Origin of the sequence: Marinobacter metalliresistant, from assembly GCF_038098645.1 — a bacterium.
GTDB lineage: Bacteria > Pseudomonadota > Gammaproteobacteria > Pseudomonadales > Oleiphilaceae > Marinobacter > Marinobacter metalliresistant.
Map to the genome: position 1 here is coordinate 3,707,358 of NZ_CP101118.1, position 24,150 is coordinate 3,731,507.

General features: G+C 52.0%; 19 protein-coding genes. 12 read left to right on the forward strand and 7 right to left on the reverse strand.

The genetic code is table 11. The annotated features are described in order from the left end of the window. Positions 1-93 precede the first annotated feature (93 nt). Positions 94-3,711, reverse strand: a complete 3,618-nt coding sequence (locus NLK58_RS17315) for an ATP-binding protein (RefSeq protein ID WP_341581384.1) — start codon at positions 3,709-3,711, stop codon at positions 94-96. A gap of 381 nt (positions 3,712-4,092) precedes the next feature. On the opposite strand from NLK58_RS17315, the gene NLK58_RS17320 reads away from it, so the two are divergent. The 6 genes from NLK58_RS17320 (at position 4,093) to NLK58_RS17345 (ending at position 9,296) form a co-directional block, all read left to right on the forward strand. Continuing rightward, on the forward strand, positions 4,093-4,704 hold the full coding sequence (locus NLK58_RS17320; RefSeq protein ID WP_341581385.1) for a tyrosine-type recombinase/integrase: 612 nt from the start codon (positions 4,093-4,095) through the stop codon (positions 4,702-4,704). A gap of 460 nt (positions 4,705-5,164) precedes the next feature. Beyond that, on the forward strand, positions 5,165-6,016 hold the full coding sequence (locus NLK58_RS17325) for a site-specific integrase (protein ID WP_273070137.1): 852 nt from the start codon (positions 5,165-5,167) through the stop codon (positions 6,014-6,016). Beyond that, positions 6,013-7,137: an IS91 family transposase gene (locus NLK58_RS17330; protein WP_341581386.1), complete on the forward strand. Its 1,125-nt coding sequence runs from the start codon at positions 6,013-6,015 to the stop codon at positions 7,135-7,137. Before NLK58_RS17325 ends, NLK58_RS17330 begins: the two co-directional genes overlap by 4 nt. A gap of 354 nt (positions 7,138-7,491) precedes the next feature. Next, complete coding sequence (locus NLK58_RS17335) at positions 7,492-7,944, forward strand: hypothetical protein (protein WP_341581387.1); 453 nt, start codon at positions 7,492-7,494, stop codon at positions 7,942-7,944. A gap of 142 nt (positions 7,945-8,086) precedes the next feature. Beyond that, on the forward strand, positions 8,087-8,446 hold the full coding sequence (locus NLK58_RS17340; RefSeq protein WP_341581388.1) for a hypothetical protein: 360 nt from the start codon (positions 8,087-8,089) through the stop codon (positions 8,444-8,446). Positions 8,447-8,552: 106 nt separating this feature from the next. Further along, positions 8,553-9,296: a hypothetical protein gene (locus tag NLK58_RS17345; RefSeq protein WP_341581389.1), complete on the forward strand. Its 744-nt coding sequence runs from the start codon at positions 8,553-8,555 to the stop codon at positions 9,294-9,296. 147 nt (positions 9,297-9,443) lie between these two features. Here the strand turns inward: NLK58_RS17345 and NLK58_RS17350 are convergent, their stop codons facing one another. Genes NLK58_RS17350 through gmtY form a run of 4 tightly spaced genes read right to left on the reverse strand, consistent with a single transcriptional unit; the run spans position 9,444 to position 15,521 of the window. Continuing rightward, on the reverse strand, positions 9,444-9,710 hold the full coding sequence (locus tag NLK58_RS17350; protein WP_011783462.1) for a hypothetical protein: 267 nt from the start codon (positions 9,708-9,710) through the stop codon (positions 9,444-9,446). Further along, the gene (gene gmtX, locus NLK58_RS17355; protein ID WP_011783463.1) at positions 9,703-10,338 is read right to left on the reverse strand and encodes a gamma-mobile-trio protein GmtX; all 636 of its coding nucleotides are present in this window, start codon (positions 10,336-10,338) and stop codon (positions 9,703-9,705) included. The genes NLK58_RS17350 and gmtX overlap by 8 nt, the downstream gene beginning before the upstream one ends. Then, the gene (locus NLK58_RS17360; RefSeq protein WP_011783464.1) at positions 10,331-14,152 is read right to left on the reverse strand and encodes a VPA1269 family protein; all 3,822 of its coding nucleotides are present in this window, start codon (positions 14,150-14,152) and stop codon (positions 10,331-10,333) included. The genes gmtX and NLK58_RS17360 overlap by 8 nt, the downstream gene beginning before the upstream one ends. Next, entirely contained in the window at positions 14,142-15,521 is a 1,380-nt protein-coding gene (gmtY, locus tag NLK58_RS17365) for a gamma-mobile-trio recombinase GmtY (protein WP_114435623.1), read from the reverse strand. The genes NLK58_RS17360 and gmtY overlap by 11 nt, the downstream gene beginning before the upstream one ends. 336 nt (positions 15,522-15,857) lie before the next feature. On the opposite strand from gmtY, the gene NLK58_RS17370 reads away from it, so the two are divergent. Next, the gene (locus NLK58_RS17370) at positions 15,858-16,100 is read left to right on the forward strand and encodes a hypothetical protein (RefSeq protein WP_053114471.1); all 243 of its coding nucleotides are present in this window, start codon (positions 15,858-15,860) and stop codon (positions 16,098-16,100) included. A 331-nt stretch (positions 16,101-16,431) separates the two neighbouring features. Here the strand turns inward: NLK58_RS17370 and NLK58_RS17375 are convergent, their stop codons facing one another. Both NLK58_RS17375 and NLK58_RS17380 read right to left on the reverse strand, forming a co-directional pair. Then, entirely contained in the window at positions 16,432-17,832 is a 1,401-nt protein-coding gene (locus NLK58_RS17375) for a DEAD/DEAH box helicase (RefSeq protein WP_075267661.1), read from the reverse strand. Beyond that, positions 17,829-18,380: a hypothetical protein gene (locus NLK58_RS17380; protein ID WP_053114475.1), complete on the reverse strand. Its 552-nt coding sequence runs from the start codon at positions 18,378-18,380 to the stop codon at positions 17,829-17,831. Before NLK58_RS17380 ends, NLK58_RS17375 begins: the two co-directional genes overlap by 4 nt. A 116-nt stretch (positions 18,381-18,496) precedes the next feature. Between NLK58_RS17380 and NLK58_RS17385 the strand changes: the two genes are divergently transcribed. From NLK58_RS17385 to ribBA, 5 genes are all read left to right on the forward strand, one after another. Beyond that, the gene (locus tag NLK58_RS17385; RefSeq protein ID WP_053114477.1) at positions 18,497-18,727 is read left to right on the forward strand and encodes a helix-turn-helix domain-containing protein; all 231 of its coding nucleotides are present in this window, start codon (positions 18,497-18,499) and stop codon (positions 18,725-18,727) included. A 1,254-nt stretch (positions 18,728-19,981) separates the two neighbouring features. Continuing rightward, positions 19,982-21,235 (forward strand): serine hydroxymethyltransferase, encoded by a 1,254-nt coding sequence (gene glyA, locus NLK58_RS17390; RefSeq protein ID WP_341581390.1) that lies wholly within the window; start codon positions 19,982-19,984, stop codon positions 21,233-21,235. Between the two features lie 77 nt (positions 21,236-21,312). Further along, positions 21,313-21,831 (forward strand): transcriptional regulator NrdR, encoded by a 519-nt coding sequence (gene nrdR, locus NLK58_RS17395; RefSeq protein ID WP_117619561.1) that lies wholly within the window; start codon positions 21,313-21,315, stop codon positions 21,829-21,831. Next, entirely contained in the window at positions 21,828-22,943 is a 1,116-nt protein-coding gene (ribD, locus tag NLK58_RS17400; protein ID WP_117619562.1) for a bifunctional diaminohydroxyphosphoribosylaminopyrimidine deaminase/5-amino-6-(5-phosphoribosylamino)uracil reductase RibD, read from the forward strand. The genes nrdR and ribD overlap by 4 nt, the downstream gene beginning before the upstream one ends. A gap of 64 nt (positions 22,944-23,007) precedes the next feature. Further along, a complete protein-coding gene (gene ribBA / locus NLK58_RS17405; RefSeq protein ID WP_117619563.1) occupies positions 23,008-24,123 on the forward strand; it encodes a bifunctional 3,4-dihydroxy-2-butanone-4-phosphate synthase/GTP cyclohydrolase II in 1,116 nt (371 codons plus the stop codon). Positions 24,124-24,150: the final 27 nt, after the last annotated feature.

The window sequence follows — 24,150 nt, forward strand, 5'->3', positions numbered from 1 at the left end:
AACATTAGTAATCTCTTCGCTAAAACATCCACGCTTCCATTGGCAAACGGACCTTTTTGCCGTGCTGAGACGGTGCGGGATTTGTGAAGCCGCTTATCGAGGCCTGTAGAACAGGTTAACTCTTATATCATCAGTGAAGACACTATTCTGACTCCATGACGAAATAATGTTTCTTGAATCAAGCCATCTGACCAACTCTTCATTCTCAGGAGTATTTTTCAGTTTCGGCGTCTTGCGCCCTGTTTTTATTTCAGAAAATGGCTTCGGTAAATTGGCCAATACCTGATGCACTTCGTCGGTTGTCATGAGAGAGTGATATTTGTTGAAGAGTGAAATCTGCGTTTCTATAGGCGCGGAGTGCGCTATCAGGGATCGCGCAACATTGCCGTTTAAGTTGGATGTACTGGCGTCGGTTTTGCTCAGAATTGAGCCGATAAGTGCTGCACGTTCGGGAAGGTCTACGAGCGCCTCTAGCTCCATCAAGTCGATTATCTTTAGTTTGGCCTCATTACCAATTGAAGAACGTAGAAGCTTGTCTCGGAAGTTATCGTCGAGCGCAAAGCTATCTGGGGCCGCCAAATACGTTTCGATGTTAGCTGCGACAAATAGTACCTGCAAATCGTTGTTCTCAGCGAATGCGTCAAGACTCTCCTTCGTGAAGGTGATTTTTCCTTCGTCTACAAGGATTCGAAGCTTGGTTAGTTCGAGCCCTTCGGGTGGGTGCTTGAACGAATTCGGCAGGGCGTGAGCATATTCTTTATAAGCGGCATCAGATAGCGAACCTGTACTGACGAGGAATTGACGCAGCTGCATTGAACCTGAGTCACTTGGTATGGGGTTTTGCAGGATAGCCGAGCGGACAACATCCCGATCAAGATAGCCAACCAGACTATCTTCATGGAACTCTTCACCTTTCATAAAATCAAGACAGTTCACCCAGGTTGGTTCGATCGCATTTAGCTCGAATAGCATTGCGTGCAATCTCTCGGGAACACCTTCTAGAGTTGGCAGCAGGGTTGTCTGCCGCTCAAGAAACTCGCGAAGATCATCGTGATCTACATCACCGTGGCGGATCAAATCTAGGATTGCGGGGACGTCCTCCTGTGAGTTTTCCGGAAGCGCCAAGAGAATTTCATGAAGATATCGATTTAAATCGCGCTCGACTCGATTAATCAAGGGTGCACAATTCGTCGAACGTATAGTCGTGAAGTTCCTCTCATGTAGTGGCTTAAGATCGTTCTCTCTCAAAATCTCTTGGTAAACGTACTCCAGGTTCGGGATCGTGAGATCGAAAAGCCCCTCCTCAAACATGACGCGCACAATTTCAGGGTTTTCTTTGATTGCGGCCAGGTCTTTTACCTCAACGTTGAGGCATGTGAGGCGCTCCGGTTCCAGTCCGGGTGAATTAACCAAAATCTCCGTAAGGTTTACCGAAACAAATTCTGGTAACTCATCAAATTCCTCTGCGAGCGTTTTGAGTGAGGCTACCGGTAGGTTCGAGATCAGTTGGCTGACGTGGGAGATGTTGTTAGGGCTGGCAATAAAGGTTGGGATTAGGCCTTTCCACGTTTCGACTAGCCCCGAGAGAAGTTCTACAACATGGTGGCCGCTGCTGTAATAGGCATCGAAAAAGTCCTCACAGCTCTCGAATTCTGACGAGAGAAACTCGAAAAGCTTCTGCGTTTGGTCGAGATAATAGCTTCGGTCACTCAGGAGGCTATCGACAAGCTTAACGTTCAAGACATAGCTTTGCCGGAAGTCTTCAGCTCGCATTGCTGCGATGACCTCTTTTGGATTGTCGATCGGAAAACTCGGCTCAGGCATGGCGAATGCCCTTATTTGAATCAGAAATTTATTGTCATTAGGGGACAATCGGCCTGAGTGAAAGAGTGAAGTGTATTGGTAGTAGGTATCGTCGAGATGGCCTTCCAGAATAAGAAAACGGGCAAGCTCTCCGTTTTCCCCAAAGTTTTCGAAAAGATCCTGGACGTGATCGGCGTTCAAACGCAACAGCTTGTTGAGCTTAGTAGTGCGAAGCGCTGCGATCTCTGATCTTAAGTCGCGTATTTCACGCAAGCTACTCTTCCTGTTTTCCGCCGCATTGCTTTCTATCTCCTCCTTGCGTTGCTGATAGGATTTATGAGGGTTGACCTCGCTTTGCAACTTGGAAATATTGACCTGTTGTCGTTGATTCTGGTTGTGTTTACAGGATATGTGGGAAGCCTCTATAAGCTGTTCAAACGCATCCTGCGCAACCAGCTGTTGAAGGTTGATCCATGCCCGGCCATCGAGACTGACGCTGACAGAATTTGCTGGGAGCTTAGCAATCAGAGCCATAGCGTAGATTTGACGCAACTCTCTCAAGTCCGAAGGTATCTGTCGCTCGGCGACTTCAAGCCTCCTTTCGAGCTCCGCAATTTCGGTCCTTTTCGTGGCCTCAGCGTGCCTAATGATCTCGTCTTGGCGGTTCAAAATTTCAGCGAGATTCCCCGTACCGCGGTGCAGTTGCTCAAAGTCCCTTGGATAGACGTTTTTATAGATCAGTACTGCGAGGAGCTTGTTGGCGTCGAGCAAATCCTCGTCATCGGTTTTCAAATTAGCCACATAAATGGCGTATTCATTAAAGATGTTCTGAATCAACCTCAGGTCGTTCAAGTATCGTGAGACCTCTCGCAGAAACTGCCGATCTAGGCGCTCGTCGAGCTCAAGTCTCTTTCCCTGCTTCAATACCATGTCGATGGAATTCGACGTATTGATGATCGGTATGACGGGAATGATGAATTCGAAGAACTTGGTTCGATCGGTGTTGACAAACATGTCGTCGCGCAGGGCGTAGAGGAATCTGATGGTGCGTTTCACGCCTGCGTTTTCATTTACAAGACTATTAATTTCGCGCAGCGTGACGAAAATTTCGGCATTATCAAATCGATCGATATCCTCAATAACTACAAGGTCGTAATCGGTTGATTGGAAGAAGTAGACTATTTCGTCTAAGTGACGGTTCAATATGGACGCCTGGTCATCCTGCGCGGGCTTTATCTCAACGTCCTTCAACGAAATGCTCTTGAGTGACAGACCGAAGCTCGCGACATAAAAATGATGCAGTGTGGCCCAGACGAACGTTGCCGCGAGCAAGAAACTCCCAAGGTTGAGCCAATTACTAAATGCTAGCGGGACGAAAAAGGAGCCGTTGAGGATATCTTCGCGATGATGAAACACGTACCAAAGCGCAAGAATGCCAAGCATTATGTAGAGAGATTTAAAAATCGACCAAACACCGGGCGACTGAATTCTTTTGAACCGCGATAGTGGAAGCTTGTTTGCGTCAGCACCATACAACATCTGCTGGAGGATACTTCTCTCAATCTCTTGACGGCTCACCTTCTCGCCGTCGGAATTGGCGTCGGGAACGAACGCGGCGAGAGAAATATGAAGCGCAGGGCGTCGATACTTTTTTAAGAAGGACTGAATGATGCTGCTCTTTCCTGACCCATACGGACCAGTTAGGGCAATATTGGAAACCTTCGCATTGTTCGTCGCGAACAAAATTGCTTCGGAATATACGCCAGCCTTGTCTGCATCATCGGTTGGCGCGAGGTCTACGAACTTAGACTGCATGTCGGCGGAGCCGTGTTGGCTTTCCAGCCAAGACTCTATGCCATGGAGGTGATTGGCAAGCCAGCGTATTAGGGAGGTGATGATTTTTATCATACGATGCTGAACTATCCTGACCGTCAAGAAACGAAAAATCGGGAAAGGCTGACTAAAAACTACCCACTTTTGACCGGGCGCCAATACTGATTTCAGTTCTATGTTTGGATTCGGGCGTTTGATGAACTAGCTTCATACTGAACTATTCATTTTGCTGATGCCAGTCACCGTCGAATCACCTTTTCTGACCGATGGTCTTTCGCCAGATATTCCCATGGCGCCGGGTCTTACAGTGAATCGGGGGAGTAACGGGGCAAGCGGCTTGGGAAAAGGTCCGCTATATGGTCGATCTGAATGTTCGCTTTGCGACCAGGTTGGGCAGCAGAGAACGATCTTCTGAACCATACTTAAAGGCCCTTACCCTCCGAAGAGGGCCGCGTCATGACATTTCCTATCAGCAAAGCTCCCTGGAACAAGGGGAAGCTCGTTGGCCAGAAGTTACCGCTCAAACTCGAACAAATATGGGCTATCCGCATTCGGTTGGAGATTGCAAAGAACATCCGCGAGCTTGCGATGTTCAACATGGCGATTGATTGCAAACTCCGATCCTGCGATATGGTAAAGCTCTTGGTTCGAGATATTTCCAGAAACGGTGAGGTTATGGATCGGGCGCAAGTCATCCAGCAGAAAACCAGCCAGCCTGTTCAGTTTGAGATAACTAAAAAGACGCGTGAATCGGTCGAAGCATGGATTGAGTCTCGCCAACTTTCGGGTATGGATTATCTGTGGCCGAGCCGGATCAGAAAGTTTGACCACATCACTACCCAATATGCCCGTATCGTCAAGAAATGGATAACCAGCATTGGACTGGATCCTTCTGTCTATGCCACCCACTCAATGAGACGGAGCAAGGCAACACTGATCTATAAGAAGACCAAAAATCTTCGAGCAGTCCAGTTGCTATTGGGGCACACAAATATGTCCAGTACCGTGCGATACCTTGGTGTCGAGGTGGAGGATGCTCTGGAGATCGCTGAGAGCATTGAGATCTGATTGGTGTCAAGTGGACCTCCGATCCGCGATCGTTGGGTGATGCAGCAGCTTTCAGCGCCAGTCGATGATTATCTCCGGGAGCCGATCAGGCCCTCCAATGGCTAAACAAAAGCGAACATTTGAGTCAGGGCTTTTCTCCAGGGCCTCCGAGCTAATCGCAGCCATTTGATCCAGTCTCATCGGCTGTGCAAATTGCAGGCACTGAATGGTTACATGGCAGAGATGGCCGTGCTCATCTAAGCTATTGTTTTATAGATTCGTGTGCAACACGATTGATGGTTCAAAGTCAGTAATAGTGACGCAGTCAAATTTCTGCAATGGTAAAGCGCGCTGCCTATTTGCTGTTGAACTAAACCGCTTCGCGGTAGCGAGTAAGCCGGGGAGTTTCCCGCGAGATCAGGTGGATTGACGGATACTTTTGATGAGCCCAGGTGGGCTTTTCAGAAGAGGAGAATCCGTCATGACACCGTTACGTCAGACCATGATCCAGGCCATGTGCCAACATGGCTTTTCCCCCCGAACCCAGCAAAGTTATCTGTACGTTGTAACCGAGCTGGCTCGATACTACCGGCGCTCGCCGGATCAACTGCAAGTCGATGACCTGCAGGTCTATTTCAACTACCTGGTCCAGGAGCGCGCCCTGTCACCAGCCAGTTGTCGCCTCTACCTACACGGCATCCGGTTTTTGTACCTGCAAGTGCTGCACTGGGCGCATTTCGATGTGACGCTGGTCTTACCCAAGCGCCCCCAGCGCATTCCGGAATTGCTGACCCGTCAGGAAGTCTCTCGCCTACTAGCGGGCGTCTCCAACCCCAAGCATCAGGCGTTGCTGTCCATCATCTATGGCTGTGGCTTGCGAGTCAGTGAAGCGGTGGCATTGCAGGTGAAGGACCTTGATGGGGAACGTCATCTGCTTCGGGTTGCCCAGGGCAAGGGAGCCAAGGACCGGATGGTGCCTCTGGCACCGGGACTGCTCCAGGTGCTTCGTCAATATTGGCGGATTCGTCGTCCCATGCCGTGGTTATTTCCCAGTGATTTGCTGCCAGACAAGCACCTTCATATCACCACGCCCCAGAAGGTGTTCCATCAGGCCAAGAGAGCCAGTGGCATTCACAAACGTGGAGGCATTCATGCCTTGCGCCATGCTTACGCCACCCATCAGTTAGAGCAGGGCGTTCCCCTCCATGAGTTGCAACGGCTGCTGGGGCATAGCGACCTGCGCAGCACACAACGGTATCTGCATTGGCTGCCGGGCGTGACACCCCAAAACCGTGGACCTGTCGACCTGATTGCAGGTCTGGGAGGTGGATGATGGCCAGTTCACTAACCGTCCAGACAATTCTGGACCAGTTCCTCCCCGATGAGCCACTGGACGGCCATCGCCGCAAGGTCTGTGCCCGGTTAACCGGGTGCCGGACGGCCCGCATGGGCGGTATGGAGATGCAGTGTGATCACTGCAAGGCCCGCTCCGTCTGTTATTACGGCTGCCGGGATCGGCACTGTCCGCAGTGCCAGGGCCGTGCCAGCCAGCGATGGAGTGACCGGCAAAGGGCGTTGTTGTTACCGGTACCCTACTTCCATCTGGTGTTTACATTGCCCCATACCCTGAATGGCTGGGTTCAACTGCATCCCGAGGTACTCTACCGCTGCCTCTTCCAGGCCGTCTGGAATACGCTCAATCAGTTCGGCCGCAATACGCAGCATCTGCAGGGCGAACTGGGCATGACGGCGGTGCTGCATACATGGGGGCAGAACCTGAGTCGCCATGTTCATGTGCATTGTCTAATCCCTGGAGGTGTACTGACAGGCAGGGGTGAATGGCACAGAGCAAAGAGCCACTACCTGTTCCCGGTGCGGGCATTATCACGGCGTTTTCGCGGGCGAATGGTGTCGTTGCTCAGAGCGTCGTCGAACGCTGGTGAGTTGCATCGGGTGACCAACAGCGGTGAGGTTGATGACGTGCTCAACGGCCTGATGCGACAAGAGTGGGTTGTCTACACCCGGCATTGCCTGAACCAGGCTGAGTCCGTAGTGGATTATCTGGCTCGTTACACTCACCGGATTGCCATCAGCAACGGGCGGTTGTTGTCGATGGAAGGTGACCGGGTCTCGTTCCGATACAAGGATTACCGGGATCAAGGACGACTAAAGACCCAGTGGCTGGAAGGGCGGGAGTTCGTCAGGCGGTTCCTGATGCACATTCTGCCAAAAGGGTTCATGCGCATCCGCCACTTTGGTTACCTGAGTAACCGAACGCGACGACAAAAGTTGGCTGTTATCCGGCAGTGTCTGTTGCAGCCACCCCAACCAGAGACAAACCGAGTGAACCAGGAACCCCATCGTTGTTGGCCTTGCCCGCGCTGCGATGAGGGTCTGGTTCACATGGTTCGTCAGATCCCGCGCTTCAGAATAGTAGCCGTGCCAACCGGCTAGCCCGCACGCGGCTCTTGATCTGGCGGGTGATCGCTTACAGTTCCTTGTGAGCTGGGCCCGTGTGCGGCTTGAGACTGGAAAATGCGGCATCTGCGGGGTAGTCTGAGTTAAATCACCGTAAGGAATCGGCCAATGATGTATATAACACGGCTAATGTTCACTGGTGCTGAGGTCCGTCGGCAGCCAGCCTCACCGTTCCGAGCCTTGCCTCCCGATTACTTTACCCTTATGCGTCGCCCGGCAGCTTCGGTGCCGGCGGCTTAGTCCAACAGACATTTAAAGGTCATGCTGCGCACGACCATTAAATGCTTAGGTGTTACATGGCGCTTCACCATTGATAGTCAGGAGGAAAGGATGACCAAAAGGATTATTGGCATTTCGTTGTTAATGCTCTTTGTAATACCAATCCACGCCCAGAGTTCCAACCCGGGTTTTAACGCCACATGCAAAGATCTCAATACCCATGGGTATCGCGCTGCAAACGACCTTCAGGGGAACAGCATGCCTGGTGGTTGGACAACGAGCGAGAAATTCAATTCAACTTGGCAGTTCAGCTTCACTCCTCCTGACAAGTTATTTATTGATGGAAAACCCGCTTATATCTTGGCGCAGAGCACAGGGGTTATCATTGCCGCTGAAGCACCGGCCGCAAATAGTAATTCCGCCGGCGTGTGGACGTACGCTATACACCTTGGCATGAAAAAAATCGTCGCCTCGCAAGTAAATGCCGCTGGAAACTTCGATCCACGCACTCAAATCATAAAGGCCCGGACTACGAATTTTAATTGCGATTTTGACCTAAACTAACGAGCTATGTAACAAGGCCAGTCACCGCGACGGCTACTCATTGCGGCTTCGCCTGCATTCCGTAGCCGCGCATGCTGGCTGGCGTTAGCGATGCTTCAAAGAGACATGCTCTAACTCAACTAAACATAGGAAATCACCCTGTATGAAGAAATTTGAAAGCTTAGAAGACGTTGCTCAGGTTTTGGGAAATGGCGGCCCCTTCAGCCCAGATACTGAATATCAGACAGTTGAAGAGCTTGTCGACGCTCTGGTAGATCTTGGAAATACCCATAAAGTGTTTGCACGCCACGACGATCACTTAGGGCTAAAGAATGAGCTGCCTGATGAGTTTCTCCAGTCTCAATTAAGCGAAACGGAAAGACCGGGATTTAAGGCGGCAATAGAGGCTGTCATTGAGCAGGCGGAGATAATTATACCGCTTTCCGAACGACAGTTATCTGAAGATGACCTCGAAGAAATACGAGAAGACAGGTTGTATAGAGGCGAAGATATTGATGACTAGCGTTTATCGCTAAAAAGGCCAGTCACGGGGATTTTTACTACATTGCGGCTTCGCCTCCATTCTGTAGCACGCATGCTGGCTGGTGGTAGCTTCGAGAGGTTGTTTCTTGAACACTTACTGTAGACACAAGGTCAGTCAGTTTCATGAATCCTTTCAACGCTGTAGTTTTGATCAGGACGACGTTGCTCTTTTTGTCGTTCTGACACGCGATTATGCTCAATCGGGGAGTATCTTGCGGGAACTAGGTGATTTCTTAGCTCACCCAAAGGGAAAAGATCGTGGCATTGTTCTGAAGAGCGTCAAAGAGGCTAGTGGCGATTTTGAACATGGACTAGTTGAATACTTCAGTAATCGAGAATTTTACCCTCCCGTTGTCAAAGGTCTCGGAACTCATAAAGAATTGAGTGACGATCTCCATAAAGTCTTTGAGTTAGCGGGAATAACTGAAAGCGAGTTTGAAATAGATGGCGATTCTTTTAGAGACTTCGTCTTCTGCATTATTTTTCTGCTTAGCTCTTTCAAGCTGAAGCTTGGACGCCGTCTGTTTGAGCTGAAGGTTGAATATGCCCATAGGCTATTATTGTATATCTCATACGAGAGCGAGCGTTTTCCAAGCACTTTCGCAACCATGCCGATATTGTCGCTACGTAACGTGTGGCCGGCGTATCCTTATGTAATAAGTGATCCAAAATATACCCTTGAAAATCATATAGTTCGTAGGTTTGAAGAAGGGTTTCTGGGGGCAGTAGCATACGAAGATGACCAAACAGGGCAATCGCTAAGCGCAAAGAATTTTGAGCGGGGAAAGGTTTGGCCGTTAGCTAATTCGCAAACCAAAGCTAACCAGTAGTTCCAGTCCGTTTCAAAATTGTCCCATTAGGGATGATACAGAAGACACTCAAAATGAGGCATTCGGGCTTGGATCTGAATGTTCGCTTTGCGACCTCAGCGTGCTTAATCTCCCGGAATCTCGGCGACAAAAAAGGTCCGCTTCTTATCAAAAAACGGACGTAGCCTCGATTTCAATTGAGGGCTCTGCCCTCTCGCCGCAAGCGGCGATTCGCCCGAGGTATTTAAGGACCAGCGATTTTATCGCCGGATTCTGGCGCACGGCGCTCTCTCCGATACCGATAGCGTTGGCGACTTCGCCACGGTTTAGCTGGCCCCGAAAGACGATTTGCTTTAAATCGTCATCGGTTTTCGTAGCGGCCCAACGCTGAAAGGCAACAAGGTTTTCGCGAGCTTTTTCTTGTCCGTTAGTCATTCCCGATACTCAACGCTTTTTCAAGGGCATCCACAAAACCGTTTCTGAGGACAACCTTGCCGTTTTGGTCCTTGATGCTGCCGCGTTCTGTTTTAGTCCAGCCCTTTAATTTAAGGGACTCCTCAGAGATGGCGTCTCTCAATGCATCAATCTCGTGACTCAACAGGCTCGGTAACCTCGATTCAGATTTGTCTTCAGCACCCGCTCGGTAGTCAATTTCCAATTTCTTGATCGATGCAAACCTTTTATTTTCGGCCCTCAATTTACGGACCTTCGAAATCAGGTCGAGTATGAGGAAGCGGTGAGTTTTATTGCTTACCTCATCAACCCAATCGTACTCGCCCGAGGGCGTGGTCTGTGCTTTGATCGCTTTCTTTTTCTGGTCTCCAAGCGCCTGCCAAGCCTCAATGACCGCTCTATAATGTTCTCCGGTTTTGTTTCGGATGGTCTGCTCGCTAGGAGCGCCACGACTGGCCCCAAGCTTCGCAATCGTTGAGATTCTGAAATCAACCGAGCCTGACTCATGATGTTCCTTGCAAACGGCGTGAAGGGCCTCCAGGGACTTCCTGGAACGAGAATTTTTCAGTTGGCCCAGTATGGCCTCGTAGACTTCGTTCGGTTCACTCATTGCAGCTCTCGATTTCTAGCGGGAATTTCAAAGACCCGTTCATGGCTGACTCGATCTCTTGGCGCACATCACCTAGCTGTAGTGGTTCGGCGAGATCTTCCAAGGTGATTTGCCCATTGATCAACTGGTCAGCGACGTGCCAGTTATTCTGTGTCACTTGCATAATCAGCCGGACGACCTGATTGGCAGCTTTGAGCTGCTGATCCTCGGTCAACCGAAATATCGCGGGTGCAATCCCATTGGTGTCCGCCAATTTGTCGAGCATCTGACTGAGCAGGGGGCGTGCTCTGGAGGCACTGGCGCTCTCGTAAATCTCAGCGTTGGCACAGACCTCAGCGAGCAACCGAAATTCGCTGCTTTGCTCCTCCAAATGCATCTCCATTTCCACGTAATTGCCGCTGACGATCAGCTGGTGCTGGCCTGTCTCGGAGGTCTTCAGCAGTTCGGTAGATTGAGAAATCAGGCGGTATAAGTGCTGGAGATCCGTGAGAAGCATGTCGAGCTTTTTGGCTTTTTCCTCATACGCCGAGGTGATCTTTTTCAGCGTTCGCTCTTTACCAAAAAACTGTCCCGAAGACTCGGCATCGTACCGCTCGTCATCGAGCGTCTGCCTTTTTTCTTCGAGTTCGTGGTATTCATTGCGGGTGACATTGATTTCCAGAATGATTTCGTTGGCAATGGCCGACAAACCGCCCAGAAACGCCGGGCCGGTAATGAAGAAGCGGCACTGGGGACAATTTCGAGTCCCAAGGTAGCCATTGGGCACGGGCGCGTACTGTGCTTCAACCTTCCGCTCAACCAGTGCCATGCCACCTTCGTCACACTTGTTGCCGCTCATGGGGCAGATTCCGAAACTCATAAGTTGGAAGGCTCCAGAGGGCCAATTAGGTGTCAGACACTGATCCATGATGCTTCGGTCTGTGGCGATTAATTCCGGACGCGCCTCTTCGATTTTCTTCTGGAGGATGAGGTCTTCGTAACGATAATGACTCTGCTCAAGTGCCCGTTTTTCAGCCGCCGCCATCTCCAGCCGCATTTTGCTGGCTCCTACCTTTGTGTAGTAAATCGTCATCACCAGAGAGGAATGACCAACCAGCTTTGAAATCACGGCTATGGGCGCTCTGCCGTCGACAATGTAGGCAGTGATAAGGCTGACGCGGAGAGCATGAGGTGTAAATTGGCTCTTGTAATCCACGCTGCTCTTTTTTTCGATTTTCTCAGCGAGGTCCGCGCCTGGCCTCTGACTATGGAACAACAGAGCAGGCAGGGTTCGTGTAAACGCGGTTGTCGTACGCATGGGCGACGCCTTCTCATCACAGGCGTGTGAGGCCGGGTCGCGGAACAGGAACGATTGTTTACCGCGCCTTTTGAGGATGTCTTTGTGTATCCTTTGCTGCGGGTTGATTTGCGTCCACAGTGTCAGTTCTTCGATTGGGTTGTATTTGGATTGCCACTCCCGAAGCTGGATAATCCAATACGCCAGATCTTCCGGCATGAACGGAATATCGTAGCCGCCCAATTTCTTTCCGGTTTTGTTCGTCGTGATGTAGGCGCTCAACTCACCGTCATTGTTCCCTTTCTGAATAAAGCCCTTATTCCGCTTTCGGGTCGCAAGCGGACTTGGATTTTCGATCCAGTGAACCTTCCCATCACGCCATAACGGAACGAATTCATCTCCCTCTCCGCTGTCGAGCCAACAGATTTGCTGTCCTCGCAACGGAATGGATAGCAATGTGTAGTTTGCGACAATTTTTACGGGCGACCATAACTCGTGCATCTCTTCAAAATAGCGCTTGCGACCTCGCTTCCGCTCTTTTTTGACCACTCGATAAATGCAGTTTGGGTCATTGTCATCAATTAACTGTGGATCAACCCCGAACCAGCAGTCTTCGAGGAAGGGATGCAATTGATAGAGATCGCGAAACGACGTCGCCTCTAGCGGAATCAGATGCTGCTTGGCTCGTACAATGGCATCCATGGGCAATGGAGGCTTGTCTGATTCACTGCGCTTGTAACTGGGTAACTGATCTAACAAACCCTTGAGAACGGTTCTAAGAGGATTGCGGTAGCCGGGCAGAACTATCAACTCACCGTTCTCGTCCTCGTCAGAGCAATAAGTCTCCAAAATCCACTCGAAAAAAGCGGAACAGGCGTTATGCCGTGGTTTTTTTACAGTATCTGCGGTGACATTTATGAAGTTTTCGTACGCTCGCTCATCAAACGGGATATCCCTTGACAGCATGGCTCCCGGGTCGTCAACCAAGCCCAGCTTGTCCACGTAAAATCTAAGGAGTGCTCTCAAATGTGAGTATTTGTTGGATTGGCCTGTACCAGCCTCTACATAACACTGAATGGCTTTCCAAAACTCGGGGTATTTGCTGGTCAGTTCTCGATTAATGGCGTTTTCGTTGCCCAGGAAGTGAGGCCAAGATATCCAATGTTCGGAATAAGTTTTATTCGGCTGCGATGGCAACTTCGGGTCTTTTTCGTAGCCCCTGAAGTATTCCGCACCTGTTTTTAACCCCAAGCATTGAGCGGCTTCGGACGCCTCGGCGAGCGTCGCGTACCTCTTAACGGGGCGCTCAATGCCAAGGTAGCTGTACCAATCATCCCAATCTTCGGCATAGAAGTCGAAGGGACTTACTGTCAGCTTCGGGTCTTGTTTGTAGCCCTCGTAGAATTCCTTCTGTGTTTTGAATCCCAAGCGCTGGGCTGCTTCGGACGCCTCGGCGAGCGTCGCGTACTTTTCTTTGGGACGCTCATTGCCAAGAAAACTGTACCAATCAGCCCAATTTCTGCGATACATTCCGTCGGGATGGCGTGGCAGCTTCGGGTCTTGTTTGTAGCCCTTAAAGTATTCTGTGGACGTTTTGAATCCCAAGCGCTGAGCGGCTTCGGACGCCTCGGCGAGCGTTGCGTACTTCCCATCGGGGCGTCCAGTGCCAAGGAAGTTGTACCAACTACTCCAATCTTCGGCATAAAAGTCGTTGGGAGAACCTGGCAGCTTCGGGTCTTTTTGGTAGTCCTCATAGTATTCCGCCTGTGTTTTTAACCCCAAGCGTTGAGCGGCTTCGGACGCCTCGGCGACAGTGGCGTGCTTCTCACTGGGGCGTTCAGTGCCAAGGAAGCTATACCAATCATCCCAATCTTCGGCATAGAAAACAGAGGGTTGTGATGGCAGCTTCGGGTCTTTTTGGTAGTCCTCATAGTATTCCTGCTGCGTTTTGAACCCCAGACGCTGAGCGGCTTCGGACGCCTCGGCAAGCGCCGCGTACCTCTCGGGGCGCTCAACGCCAAGAAAGCTATACCAATCATCCCACTCTCCGGCATAACTTCGTTGGGGATTCGATGGCAACTTCGGGTCTTTTTGGTAGCCCTCATGGTATTCGGTGCGTGTTTTGAAGCCCAATCGCTGAGCGACTTCGGACGCCTCGGCGAGCGTCACGTATTTTTCTCTAGGGCGCTCATTGCGAAGGAAGTTGGGCCAATCAGCCCAATCTTCGGCATAGTGTTTGTCGGGAGCTGCTGGCAGCTTCAGGTCTTTTTTGTAGCCCTTGTTGTATTCATCTCTTATTTCGAATCCCAAGCGTTGAGCGGCCTCGGACGCCTCGGCGACAGTGGCGTACTTCTCACCGGGGTGTTCAGTGCCAAGGAAGCTATACCAATCATCCCAATCTCCGGCATAGAGTTGGTTGGGATTTGCTGGCAGCTTCGGATCTTGTTTGTAGCCCTTCTTGTATTCCGGCTGCGTTTTGAATTCCAAGCGCTGAGCGGCTTCTGAGGCTTCGGCGAGCGTGGCGTACTTAGTTGCCATGAGTGAGTCCTTTCTTGATTGGAGAAATTAAGCCGTGCTCGGGCGACAATCTGCTCAAATGCGCACGCATCTGCTTATCAGTGAGTTCGGTGTAGACCTGCTGACTTTCTATCGATTTATGGTGTAGGGCGTTTTTAATGATCAGAGAATCAGCGTTTGCATCAGCCAGAGCTTGCCCATACGAGTGTCGGTGGGCGTGTGCTGTCGTTCCCGCTTCTTTTGAAAACGGTAAACCAATTCTCTCAACGGCTCTTTTAAGCGATTGGTTATAGCCTTTGATTGAGTGCGGAGCGCCTGATTGCGTCGTGAATGCAAACGGATGTTTACCGCCATCGGGGTATCGCTGGTAGGTCAGGTAAAGCCGCCAAAGGTCGTTAAAGGTTTCACCAGCACTTCTTGGAAACCACCAAACCTGAAGAAAGTGGCGACTTTCATTGTCCTCTTTGGGCGCTTTCCAACCTGCATGCAGCGTATGGGATTTCGAATATTCAAATCGCGGTTGCATCCCATACTTGTTGAGCAACTCTTCGCGCCTGCTGGGGCCGTTTGGACGGGGCCGCCCTTTATCGGGATGAAAAATTTTGACCAGTGCGGTTCCGTCCTCCCACGGCACGACATCTTCTACCCAAAGGTGAAAGCACTCGCTGAGCCTGAGTCCGCCGTAATGCATCAGCATGGTAATGAGCACATTCTTCAGGTCCAGGCGCTCATAAACTACGTCGCTCGTTTCAAAGCCATATCGCGTAAGGCCATTCCACAAGAGGTCGTCAATTCGTCCAGGAGGAAAGCTTTTCTTACCCTCATTGCCGTTAGAACGCGACACCGTCCTGGGCATAACCTTCCGGAAATAAGCAGGGGCTGGTTTGTTAGCCCAAAGGTGGGAAAGAAAAGCCCGCCGTTTCTTTTGGTAGAAGGCTGCGAGGCCCATCCACTCCTCGTAACGAGTCGGTTTCACCGTTGGGTTTATCTGAAGCTTTTTCTCTTCATACTGCTCAGAGAGCCAGTCTGTGTATTGTGTTATCAGGCTGATTAGAAAGTTCGCGTCCTTATCCTCGCGTGGTTTCCACCGCAGCCAACTCGGATCGCTACCGTCCTCGCCAATCGTTCCGGTGTAGAGGCTGTTTGAAAACTCCTGAAACAGTTGGTGAGGAGTTTCAAAGCAGTCTTTATTCTGATTCGTGTAATCGATGAGGAGTCGAACCGCAAACGCGCTCCTGTCTTTCCAGCTCCGAGATTTGTATCGATGAACGATCAAATAATCCAAATAACTTTTCAGCAAACCATCTTGGGTGACGATCACCGGAAGACTTATCTTCGTCCCCGTGTTGTCTACTTTGATATTTGCCTCTATGCAGACGCTGTTCAGCACGCAATTTCCAATTGGTAAAATAGTATGTTCGTAATTCCACTATATATGCATGTATGCTCAAGAAAAACCAGATTTCGATTTCTGGCATAGGTTTTTGATGCTTTTTAGGATATTTTTTCTATTCCACTAAGAAGTAAGGGCGCCCAGGGCCCGGACGAGTGGTTGCCACCATCTGGAAAGTGCGGATACGTGGCGCGATTTCGCCGAATCGTAAAACAATATGATCTTCAGCTGTCTCCGGCGGAAGCCAGTTGGACCAAGTCTTTCCTCAATAGGTGTCGCACCTGACCAATTGCTATACTAAGGGTGTAATGATTCGCTCTCAAAAGAGGCGGTATGAAAAAGAAAAGGTTCACTGAAGAAGAGCTGCTTGACGGCCTGGATCCCTATGCGGCCCATGCGGATGAGCTTGCCGAGCCGCAGGGTAATGAGCCGACAGCTCTGGAACGTTTAAAAGGTTCCGTCCTTCGCTACGAACGGCCAACTGATCCCGTGTGGGATGAGTGCTTTGAGGCTGAGGGCGTAACGGAGGATTTTATGGAAAATCGAGATCAACCGGATAACAAAGAGCAAAAATGATAACCCGTTACATTCCTCTCAGTATGAAAAGTGCCATACCGCTAATATTTTCAGATCGTTAAAAATACCAGCCTCTGGCTTTTCAGGCCTGCACGGCTCCAAAAACTGACTAATTGCACCAAAGTGGAGCCGACCGTGAAGTTTATTGGAACAAATTGCTTGTTTTAGAGAGAAATTGTCCCCAAATTTGTGGGCAAACGCCATTAAACTGGGCTCCACAAGCGTGCATAAACGAACCATCAAGTTCTGAGGATTCGTCCACTCATTGTCTGAGAAAAGTCCGCGGGAATATTCCGATAATGGAACTCAGAAAAAATTTTCGGGGAAGCCGTCACAGCATCCTATCCCCGAATAAAGACAGAACTTCTTTCCAGTAATGATTGCTCATGGAGAGTTCAGTTGTTTCCTTTTGCCATGTTTGGTCAGGCCTTGCTGTCCGGGTATCCGTCCCATTGACACTGAAGTCCCACTCGGATGCGTCACTGTCTTCGGGTACAACTGCTCGCTCCATAGTGCCATCCGCGTTTTGCCTTGAAGCCCTGGGTGAAAATGAAACCACGTTTTGCTCTGGGAGATCTTCGCCAATTCGACGCGCAAACTCTGTCAGGCTGGGTTCCGCGAGTACGTAGAGCCAGCCTCCTATGTCAGAAGGTTCGCCTGCCTGGCAACGGAGGATTCTGCCGAGAACCTGCCGGAAATGGAGCTCTGTTCGAATTCTACTAAGGTGACAGCATACTTGGAGTCGAGGAATGTCGGTTCCTTCACTGATCATCCCTACAGAAATGATCCATCGATCAGAGGAGGTTCTGAAGTTATTGATGACCTCATGAGCTTCCGGAGTCCGGCTCGTCACAACAACGGGTTTCTCACCCAAGGCTGAAAACCTGGTCGCTATTTGTTCTGCGTGAACCACGGTGGCTGCTACGACCAACCCGGCCGCAGTAGGAACGCGCCGCCGAATCTTTGATAGCCTTTTTGATGCCTCAGAAAGCGTGTGGTCGATCACCTCGTTCCGGTAAAGAAAGTCGGGATAAGAAATATGACCCTGCTTGATAGTGTCACGGATACTGGAATAGGTTTTAAGGCCGAGTTCAGATGACTTCAGATGGATCTCTCGATTGTCAGTGAGCACGATATTTGGAGCTCGGCACACTCCGTCGAGAACAGCCCGTTGTAGGCCATATTCGTAGTCACAATGCAGCTCGCCGTCCGGTTGAGAATATCGAGCGAGAACAATAGGGTTGTCGTCCGTTCTCCATGGCGTTCCGGATAAAGCGATTGTGAAGGATGCCTTTCCCTGAATTCTATCGAGAATGATTCTCCCCCAACTGTTGCCCATAGAGAATTCGTCCCAGCTACTACCAGAGCAGTGATGGACCTCATCCAATACTACGAGGACTCGATGGTCGCTCAGCACTCGCCAAAGCTCACTGGGGAGCGTACTCATCGACTGATAGGTATAAGACCCACCTGCAGCACCGATTTGGCCATTAAAGCTTCTCCCGAGAATCTGGCTAAAAGTTGTGGCGACACTTTGTGCTACTGCTCGCGAAGGTGAAAAACATACGACAAAATCGATGTTGCCCCGTTCAAAAAGGGCCTTAGCGACAGACGCAACCATGACAGTTTTCCCGGCCGCGGGTGTCGCATGACATAGAAAGTGGGACTGGCGTTCAAAAGATTTCAGAGCCTGAGCAATACACTCACTCTGCCACGCGCGCAACTGCATCATGAGGGAAAGCCAACTTTCGTGATCACGGACTCGACAGCGCGCAGCTGGCCCAGGAGTTTCGTGCTCTTCTCTCGAGACTCCAGATATTGCTCCTTCACGGCCCCTCGAAGCGCTGGGTATTTGTTATATAGGCGCTGGTATTCTTCCGCTTCACCAATGCTGGCGACAAGCTCGATCCTCCTTTGGGAGAGCTCTTCTTGCAGCGCTCTCTGTGTTTTAACGTCCATCGGTGACTCAACATGAGGATCACTGGTTTCGAACGGCGAGGGCCTGGCTTCGAGCTCGACGCTTGAATGTTCTGGACGGAAGATAAATTTGCACCCGCGGCCCGTGGAGCCGCCATGTCGTTCAATCACCTTGGCCGATTCAAGTCGCAGCAGTTCTCTATAGATGTGCTTGCGGAGTTGGTTGCGACCCGGTCGCTGACCTTCAGGTATTTGAAGGACGTACAGATCCCGAATACTGGTGGTGGAAAAAGGAGTGTCTAACTGCTTTCGCAACAGTTCGATCAGTATCTTATCGACTTGCAGTGACTGTGTCTTTTCCATTCGGCGGCCCAATTGGTCTTTTGATCGAACAAGTCGATCTTAAAAAAATGGGTATTATATGCCGTGGCCTGTGATGCCTCAAGAAACCATAGTCTTGCCTTTTGTGAGGGCGAGAAATGGGCTCACTGGTTTGCGAGGCTTTTGGCCGGAATTTGCGTGCGATTCGAAAATCCAAAGGGTTTTCGCAAGAGCGTCTTGCTTACGAGGCGGGAATAGACAGGAGCTATGTAGGCAAAATTGAGCGGGGGGAAGTCAACGTCACTATTGAGAAGCTCTACTTACTCGCCGAATGCCTGAGATGTCACCCTTCAGAGCTATTGCTCGATCAGCCTCGATTGAAAGAATAAGCTTGTCATCTATGTTTAACAGAAAAGTGTTGTTGGCAACCGTCTGTCGATGTCGACGGCGGACCGTTTCAATTAGGTTCCGCTGAATATTGTAGTGGATGTGCAGCACGCAAGTGCGGTGACTTGATGGTGGCGTCAGCGATCAGTCGATCTGTCAGGCGGAGCTGCTGGCTTGGCTCAGCGATTTGAGCATCCGCCTGGCGTGTGACCAGGAAATCCCTCTCTGTCGCATTTGATGCTCTGCAATTTCATCTTGGCCCGTAGGCTGAGTCAGGATGCCCGGCGCTTCCGCTAAATAGACCGCGACAAGGTTTGCACATCGAATCTATTCGGCCCAGAGGTGCTCATCAAGGTGTGCTTCGATGATTGCATTTGGCTCTTCAATGAGAAGAGTTTCGATATACCTAAATATTGCGGCATGTGAAATGTCTAGAAGCTGTGTATAGGGTCGGGGGTGCCGACCTTTGACAGTCTCGATGGTGGCTGCTCGTCATTCACTGATCCTCGCGCCATCCACGATGAGTCTGATCCTGGTGGTAAAGCTGAGCGTACAGGAGAAATGTGTCTAAAGGAGATATGTGCTGGCCAAGCTGTCCACTAGGAAGGTTAGTGCGATCTGCGGTTTGTTGTCTCAGAGCTGGAGCGCGGCTGTTTACTTCTGGCAAGGTTTGATCAGTGGGCGCGTACAAAAAAGTTAAGTTTTTGAGTCCAATTTGGTCCGAAATCGGTAAAAGTTAACTAAAACGACTGGTTTTTCGTGAAGATGACAGGGTGGAGGTACTAGGAAGGGGTGGAAGGCCAGCTGGTACAGGGAGTGGTTGTGTACCGATAAAACATAACGAAAAACTAATGGGATAGATAAGCAGATTGGGCCATGTTGGCGTAAACCTCTTGGTAAGACAGGTTCGTGAATTCGCAATCTGATGGTTCGGGCGGCGGGGCTGGCCTTCCGGGATACGCTGTGAATACGTCCATGTACGCTCGACAAAATCATCCCTGATTTTGACGATCCCGGAAGGCCAGCCCCGCCGCCCTTGATCCGAGCTAGTGCTATTGACCCGGTAAGGTATCGAAACCTACCAGTGATAGCAATTGAGCAGAAACCGGCGTTGGCCGCATGCCGGTATCTGCGGACGGTATAAAGGATGATTTTTCACCCGTTTGTAAGATAGAATAGCGGCCCAATTTTTCAGGGAGCCTCCGGAGATTGCCAAAGCTCTCCGGGCCAGCCAAGCACACAGAGGCAGCGCATCCATGTTTAATCGTGAAATGAAAATCGCCGGCTTTGACGACGAACTCTGGAACGCCATGCAGGCGGAAGAGAAGCGCCAGGAAGCTCATATCGAGCTGATCGCGTCCGAGAATTACACCAGCCCCCGGGTGATGGAAGCCCAGGGCAGCATGCTGACCAATAAATATGCTGAGGGCTACCCGGGCAAGCGCTATTACGGCGGGTGCGAGTTTGTGGATATTGCCGAAGATCTGGCGATTGAACGCGCCAAAGAGCTATTCGGTGCCGCCTACGCGAACGTGCAGCCGCATTCCGGCTCCCAGGCAAACTCTGCTGTGTTTATGGCGCTGCTGAAACCCGGTGATACCGTTCTCGGTATGAGTCTGGCGCACGGTGGTCATCTTACCCACGGTGCCAGCGTCAACTTCTCCGGCAAGATCTACCATGCCGTGCAGTATGGCCTGAACCCGGAAACCGGCCTGATCGATTACGACGAAGTGGAAGCGCTGGCGGCTGAGCACAAGCCGAAAATGATCATTGCCGGCTTCTCCGCCTATTCCCAGGAACTGGACTTTGCCCGATTCCGTGAAATCGCGGATAAGGTTGGCGCCTTTCTGTTTGTCGACATGGCGCACGTTGCCGGCCTGGTAGCCGCCGGTGTGTACCCGGATCCGATTCCCCACGCCCACGTGGTTGCGACCACCACCCACAAGACCCTGCGTGGTCCCCGTGGCGGCCTGATCCTGGCCTGTGACGACGCTGATCTGCAGAAGAAGCTGAACTCTGCGGTGTTCCCGGGCAGCCAGGGTGGCCCGTTGATGCACGTGATTGCCGCCAAGGCCGTCTGCTTCAAGGAAGCTATGAGCGACGAGTTCAAGACCTATCAGCAGCAGGTGGTCAAGAACGCCTCTGCCATGGCCCAGGTGTTTGTGGATCGTGGCTATGACGTGGTGTCCGGTGGCACAAAGAACCATTTGTTCCTGGTTAGCCTGATCAAGCAGGACATCACTGGCAAAGACGCAGATGCGGCGCTGGGGCGGGCACACATCACCGTGAACAAGAACGCGGTCCCCAACGATCCTCGCTCTCCGTTTGTCACTTCCGGTCTGCGCCTTGGTACTCCGGCGATTACCACCCGTGGTTTCGGTGAGTCTGAGTGCCGTGACCTTGCTGGCTGGATCTGCGACATCCTGGATAACCTGGAGGATGAGGCGGTAAACAGTCGGGTTCGTGAGCAGGTGAGTGCTCTGTGCGCCCGTTTCCCTGTCTACGGCTGATCGTTTTATAGCTAGACTACAGGCATGACCCGCCGGGCCGATCAGTCGGCCCGGCTTCCTCTCCGGAGCTCCTGACTATGCATTGTCCCTTCTGTGGTGAAGCAGATACCAAGGTGATTGATTCCCGGCTGGTGGCCGAGGGCGATCAGGTGCGTCGCCGCAGGGAATGCCTGTCGTGCCGTGAGCGTTTCACCACTTTTGAGTCTGCCGAGCTGGTGATGCCGCGGGTGGTGAAGCAGGACGGCACCCGGCAACCTTTTGATGAGGAAAAGCTGCGCTCGGGGTTGATGAAGGCACTGGAGAAGCGGCCAGTCAGCATTGAGCAGATCGATGCCGCCCTGAACCGCATCAAGTACCGTTTGCGGGCGACCGGTGAAAGGGAAGTGAAATCGATGCAGCTGGGTGAGGAGGTAATGACCGAGTTGCGGCAACTGGACAAAGTGGCCTATGTCCGTTTCGCGTCGGTGTATCGCAGCTTCCAGGATATCAACGAGTTTAAGGAAGAAATCGAGCGCCTGTCTGCCAGCAATGGAGATACAGCCGTTGATGTTGCCAAGGCACTGGCAGATAACCGCTCTGCAGAAGGAAAAGCATGATCGAAAACCGCGACAGGGCCATGATGGCCCGGGCTGTCCAGCTTGCCTGGCGCGGTCGGTACTCGACGCACCCCAACCCCAGGGTGGGCTGCGTCATCGCCCGGGGCGATCTGGTGCTCGGGGAGGGCTGGCATGAGCGTGCCGGCGAAGCCCATGCCGAAATCCGTGCGCTGAGCCAGGCTGGCCCGGATGCCCGGGGTGCCACGGCTTATGTGACTCTGGAGCCCTGCAGCCATTTCGGCCGCACACCGCCCTGCGCCAGGGCTCTGATCGACGCCGGAGTGGCCCATGTCTATGCGGCGACAAAGGACCCGAATCCTTCGGTGTCCGGGCGTGGACTGGATATGCTTCGGAAAGCCGGGGTCCGGGTTACTGAAGGCCTGCTGGCGGATGAAGCCATCCGCCTGAATCCGGGTTTCATGAAGCGCATGAACACCGGTCGTCCCTGGGTGCGTCTGAAAATGGCGGCCAGTCTGGATGGCCGCACGGCAATGGCCTCCGGCGAGAGCCAGTGGATAACCGGCAGCGATGCCCGCCGGGATGTGCAGCGTCTCAGGGCCATCAGCGATGCCATCCTCACGGGTGTCGGTACCGTTCTGGTGGACGATCCATCGTTGACTGTTCGCCGTGAAGAGCTGGGCGATATCGGTGACGCCACGGAGCCATCGAGGCAGCCCCTGAGAGTGATCGCCGACCGGGATGCGCGGACGCCCTGTTCGGCGAAGATCCTGCAGGGTGGCAATGTGCAGGTGTTCTGTGCGTCGTCAACTCTGGCGACGACACCGGCCCAGGATCTGGCGGCACTGGGCATCAGTCTCACCGGGGTGGCCTGGAAGGACAACGGCATTGATCTGGCCGAACTGCTGGATTCTCTCGGGGAACTCGGCATCAATGAGCTGCTGGTCGAAGCGGGCCCCACACTGGCAGGCACGTTCATCAGCGAAGGCCTGGTAGACGAACTCTGGCTCTATCAGGCGCCGGTTTTCCTCGGTAGTACGGGACGTCCGACCGCGCGCCTGCTGCTGGAAACCATGGCAGATAAAGTACAATGGAAGGTGCTGGACCGACGTCAGCTAGGGGAGGATCAGCGCCTGATTCTCGCTCGCCGGTAATCCATACATTCAGGAGGTTTCATCAGCAGATGGCTGCCGGAACTCCGCAAGGGTGCAAAACCATATGGCACTGAACAGCATTGAAGACATCATTGAAGATATCCGTCAGGGCAAGATGGTCATACTGATGGATGACGAGGATCGCGAGAATGAGGGCGATCTCGTGATGGCCGCCGAGCATTGCACGGCTGAAGCCATCAACTTCATGGCCCGTTTTGGCCGCGGCCTCATCTGCATGCCCATGACCCGGGATCGCTGTGAGCAGTTAGGTCTTCCGTTGATGGTCCAGCAGAACGCGTCCGGTTTCGGTACCAAGTTTACTCTGTCCATTGAAGCGGCCGTGGGCGTGACTACCGGTATTTCTGCCGCAGACCGTGCCCGCACGGTTCAGGCGGCGGTAGACCGCAACGCGAAGGCGAGTGACCTGGTTCAGCCCGGCCATATCTTTCCGCTGATGTCCGATCCGGGTGGTGTTCTGAGTCGCGCCGGCCATACCGAAGCGTCCTGCGATCTTGCCGGACTGGCTGGTTGCGAGCCGGCGGGTGTGATCTGCGAGATCATGAACGACGATGGCTCCATGGCCCGCAGGGAAGACCTGGAACGATTTGCCGAAGAACATGATCTCAAGATTGGTACCATTGCCGACCTGATTCACTACCGCACCATGAACGAGCGCACCGTTGAGTGTGTGGAAGAGAACGACCTGGACACCGAATACGGTGTCTTCAGCCTTCGTACTTACCGTGACAATATCCAGGGTGCGACTCACCTGGCTATGGTGAAGGGGAGTATTTCCCAGGAAGAGCCGGCTCTTGTACGTGTACACATCACCGACACCTTGCGGGACCTTCTGGGTGCCCGCCGCAAGGATTCACGAAGCTGGCCTCTGCACCACGCCCTTGAAAAAGTGGCAACCGAGGGCAGGGGTGTGGTTGTTCTGCTGAACAGCGCCGAAGACAGCTATAACCTGGAAGACCGCATCCACGAATTTTTTGATGAAGGGCAAGGGTCCTCCGGCAAGGGCAGCTCCGGTGTTTATTTCACCGTGGGCACCGGTTCCCAGATTCTCCGGGACATCGGTGTGGGCAAGATGCGTCTGCTGAGCCCGCCGATCAAGTTCTCGGCCATTTCCGGTTTTGATCTGGAAGTTGTTGAGTACGTTCCCTATACCCCTGAATGATAAACCCGGTCGTGGCATTGGTGCCGC

Excerpts from the sequence above, each read along its gene's own strand:
- NLK58_RS17375 (WP_075267661.1), bottom strand. The coding sequence starts at position 17,832 with ATGATGCAGTTGCGCGCGTGGCAGAGTGAGTGTATTGCTCAGGCTCTG.
- NLK58_RS17340 (WP_341581388.1), top strand. The coding sequence starts at position 8,087 with ATGAAGAAATTTGAAAGCTTAGAAGACGTTGCTCAGGTTTTGGGAAAT.
- NLK58_RS17325 (WP_273070137.1), top strand. The coding sequence starts at position 5,165 with ATGACACCGTTACGTCAGACCATGATCCAGGCCATGTGCCAACATGGC.
- NLK58_RS17335 (WP_341581387.1), top strand. The coding sequence starts at position 7,492 with ATGACCAAAAGGATTATTGGCATTTCGTTGTTAATGCTCTTTGTAATA.
- NLK58_RS17360 (WP_011783464.1), bottom strand. The coding sequence starts at position 14,152 with ATGGCAACTAAGTACGCCACGCTCGCCGAAGCCTCAGAAGCCGCTCAG.
- ribD (WP_117619562.1), top strand. The coding sequence starts at position 21,828 with ATGATCGAAAACCGCGACAGGGCCATGATGGCCCGGGCTGTCCAGCTT.
- NLK58_RS17380 (WP_053114475.1), bottom strand. The coding sequence starts at position 18,380 with ATGGAAAAGACACAGTCACTGCAAGTCGATAAGATACTGATCGAACTG.
- NLK58_RS17370 (WP_053114471.1), top strand. The coding sequence starts at position 15,858 with ATGAAAAAGAAAAGGTTCACTGAAGAAGAGCTGCTTGACGGCCTGGAT.
- NLK58_RS17385 (WP_053114477.1), top strand. The coding sequence starts at position 18,497 with ATGGGCTCACTGGTTTGCGAGGCTTTTGGCCGGAATTTGCGTGCGATT.
- nrdR (WP_117619561.1), top strand. The coding sequence starts at position 21,313 with ATGCATTGTCCCTTCTGTGGTGAAGCAGATACCAAGGTGATTGATTCC.
- gmtX (WP_011783463.1), bottom strand. The coding sequence starts at position 10,338 with ATGAGTGAACCGAACGAAGTCTACGAGGCCATACTGGGCCAACTGAAA.
- ribBA (WP_117619563.1), top strand. The coding sequence starts at position 23,008 with ATGGCACTGAACAGCATTGAAGACATCATTGAAGATATCCGTCAGGGC.
- NLK58_RS17330 (WP_341581386.1), top strand. The coding sequence starts at position 6,013 with ATGATGGCCAGTTCACTAACCGTCCAGACAATTCTGGACCAGTTCCTC.
- NLK58_RS17350 (WP_011783462.1), bottom strand. The coding sequence starts at position 9,710 with ATGACTAACGGACAAGAAAAAGCTCGCGAAAACCTTGTTGCCTTTCAG.
- NLK58_RS17315 (WP_341581384.1), bottom strand. The coding sequence starts at position 3,711 with ATGATAAAAATCATCACCTCCCTAATACGCTGGCTTGCCAATCACCTC.
- glyA (WP_341581390.1), top strand. The coding sequence starts at position 19,982 with ATGTTTAATCGTGAAATGAAAATCGCCGGCTTTGACGACGAACTCTGG.
- NLK58_RS17320 (WP_341581385.1), top strand. The coding sequence starts at position 4,093 with ATGACATTTCCTATCAGCAAAGCTCCCTGGAACAAGGGGAAGCTCGTT.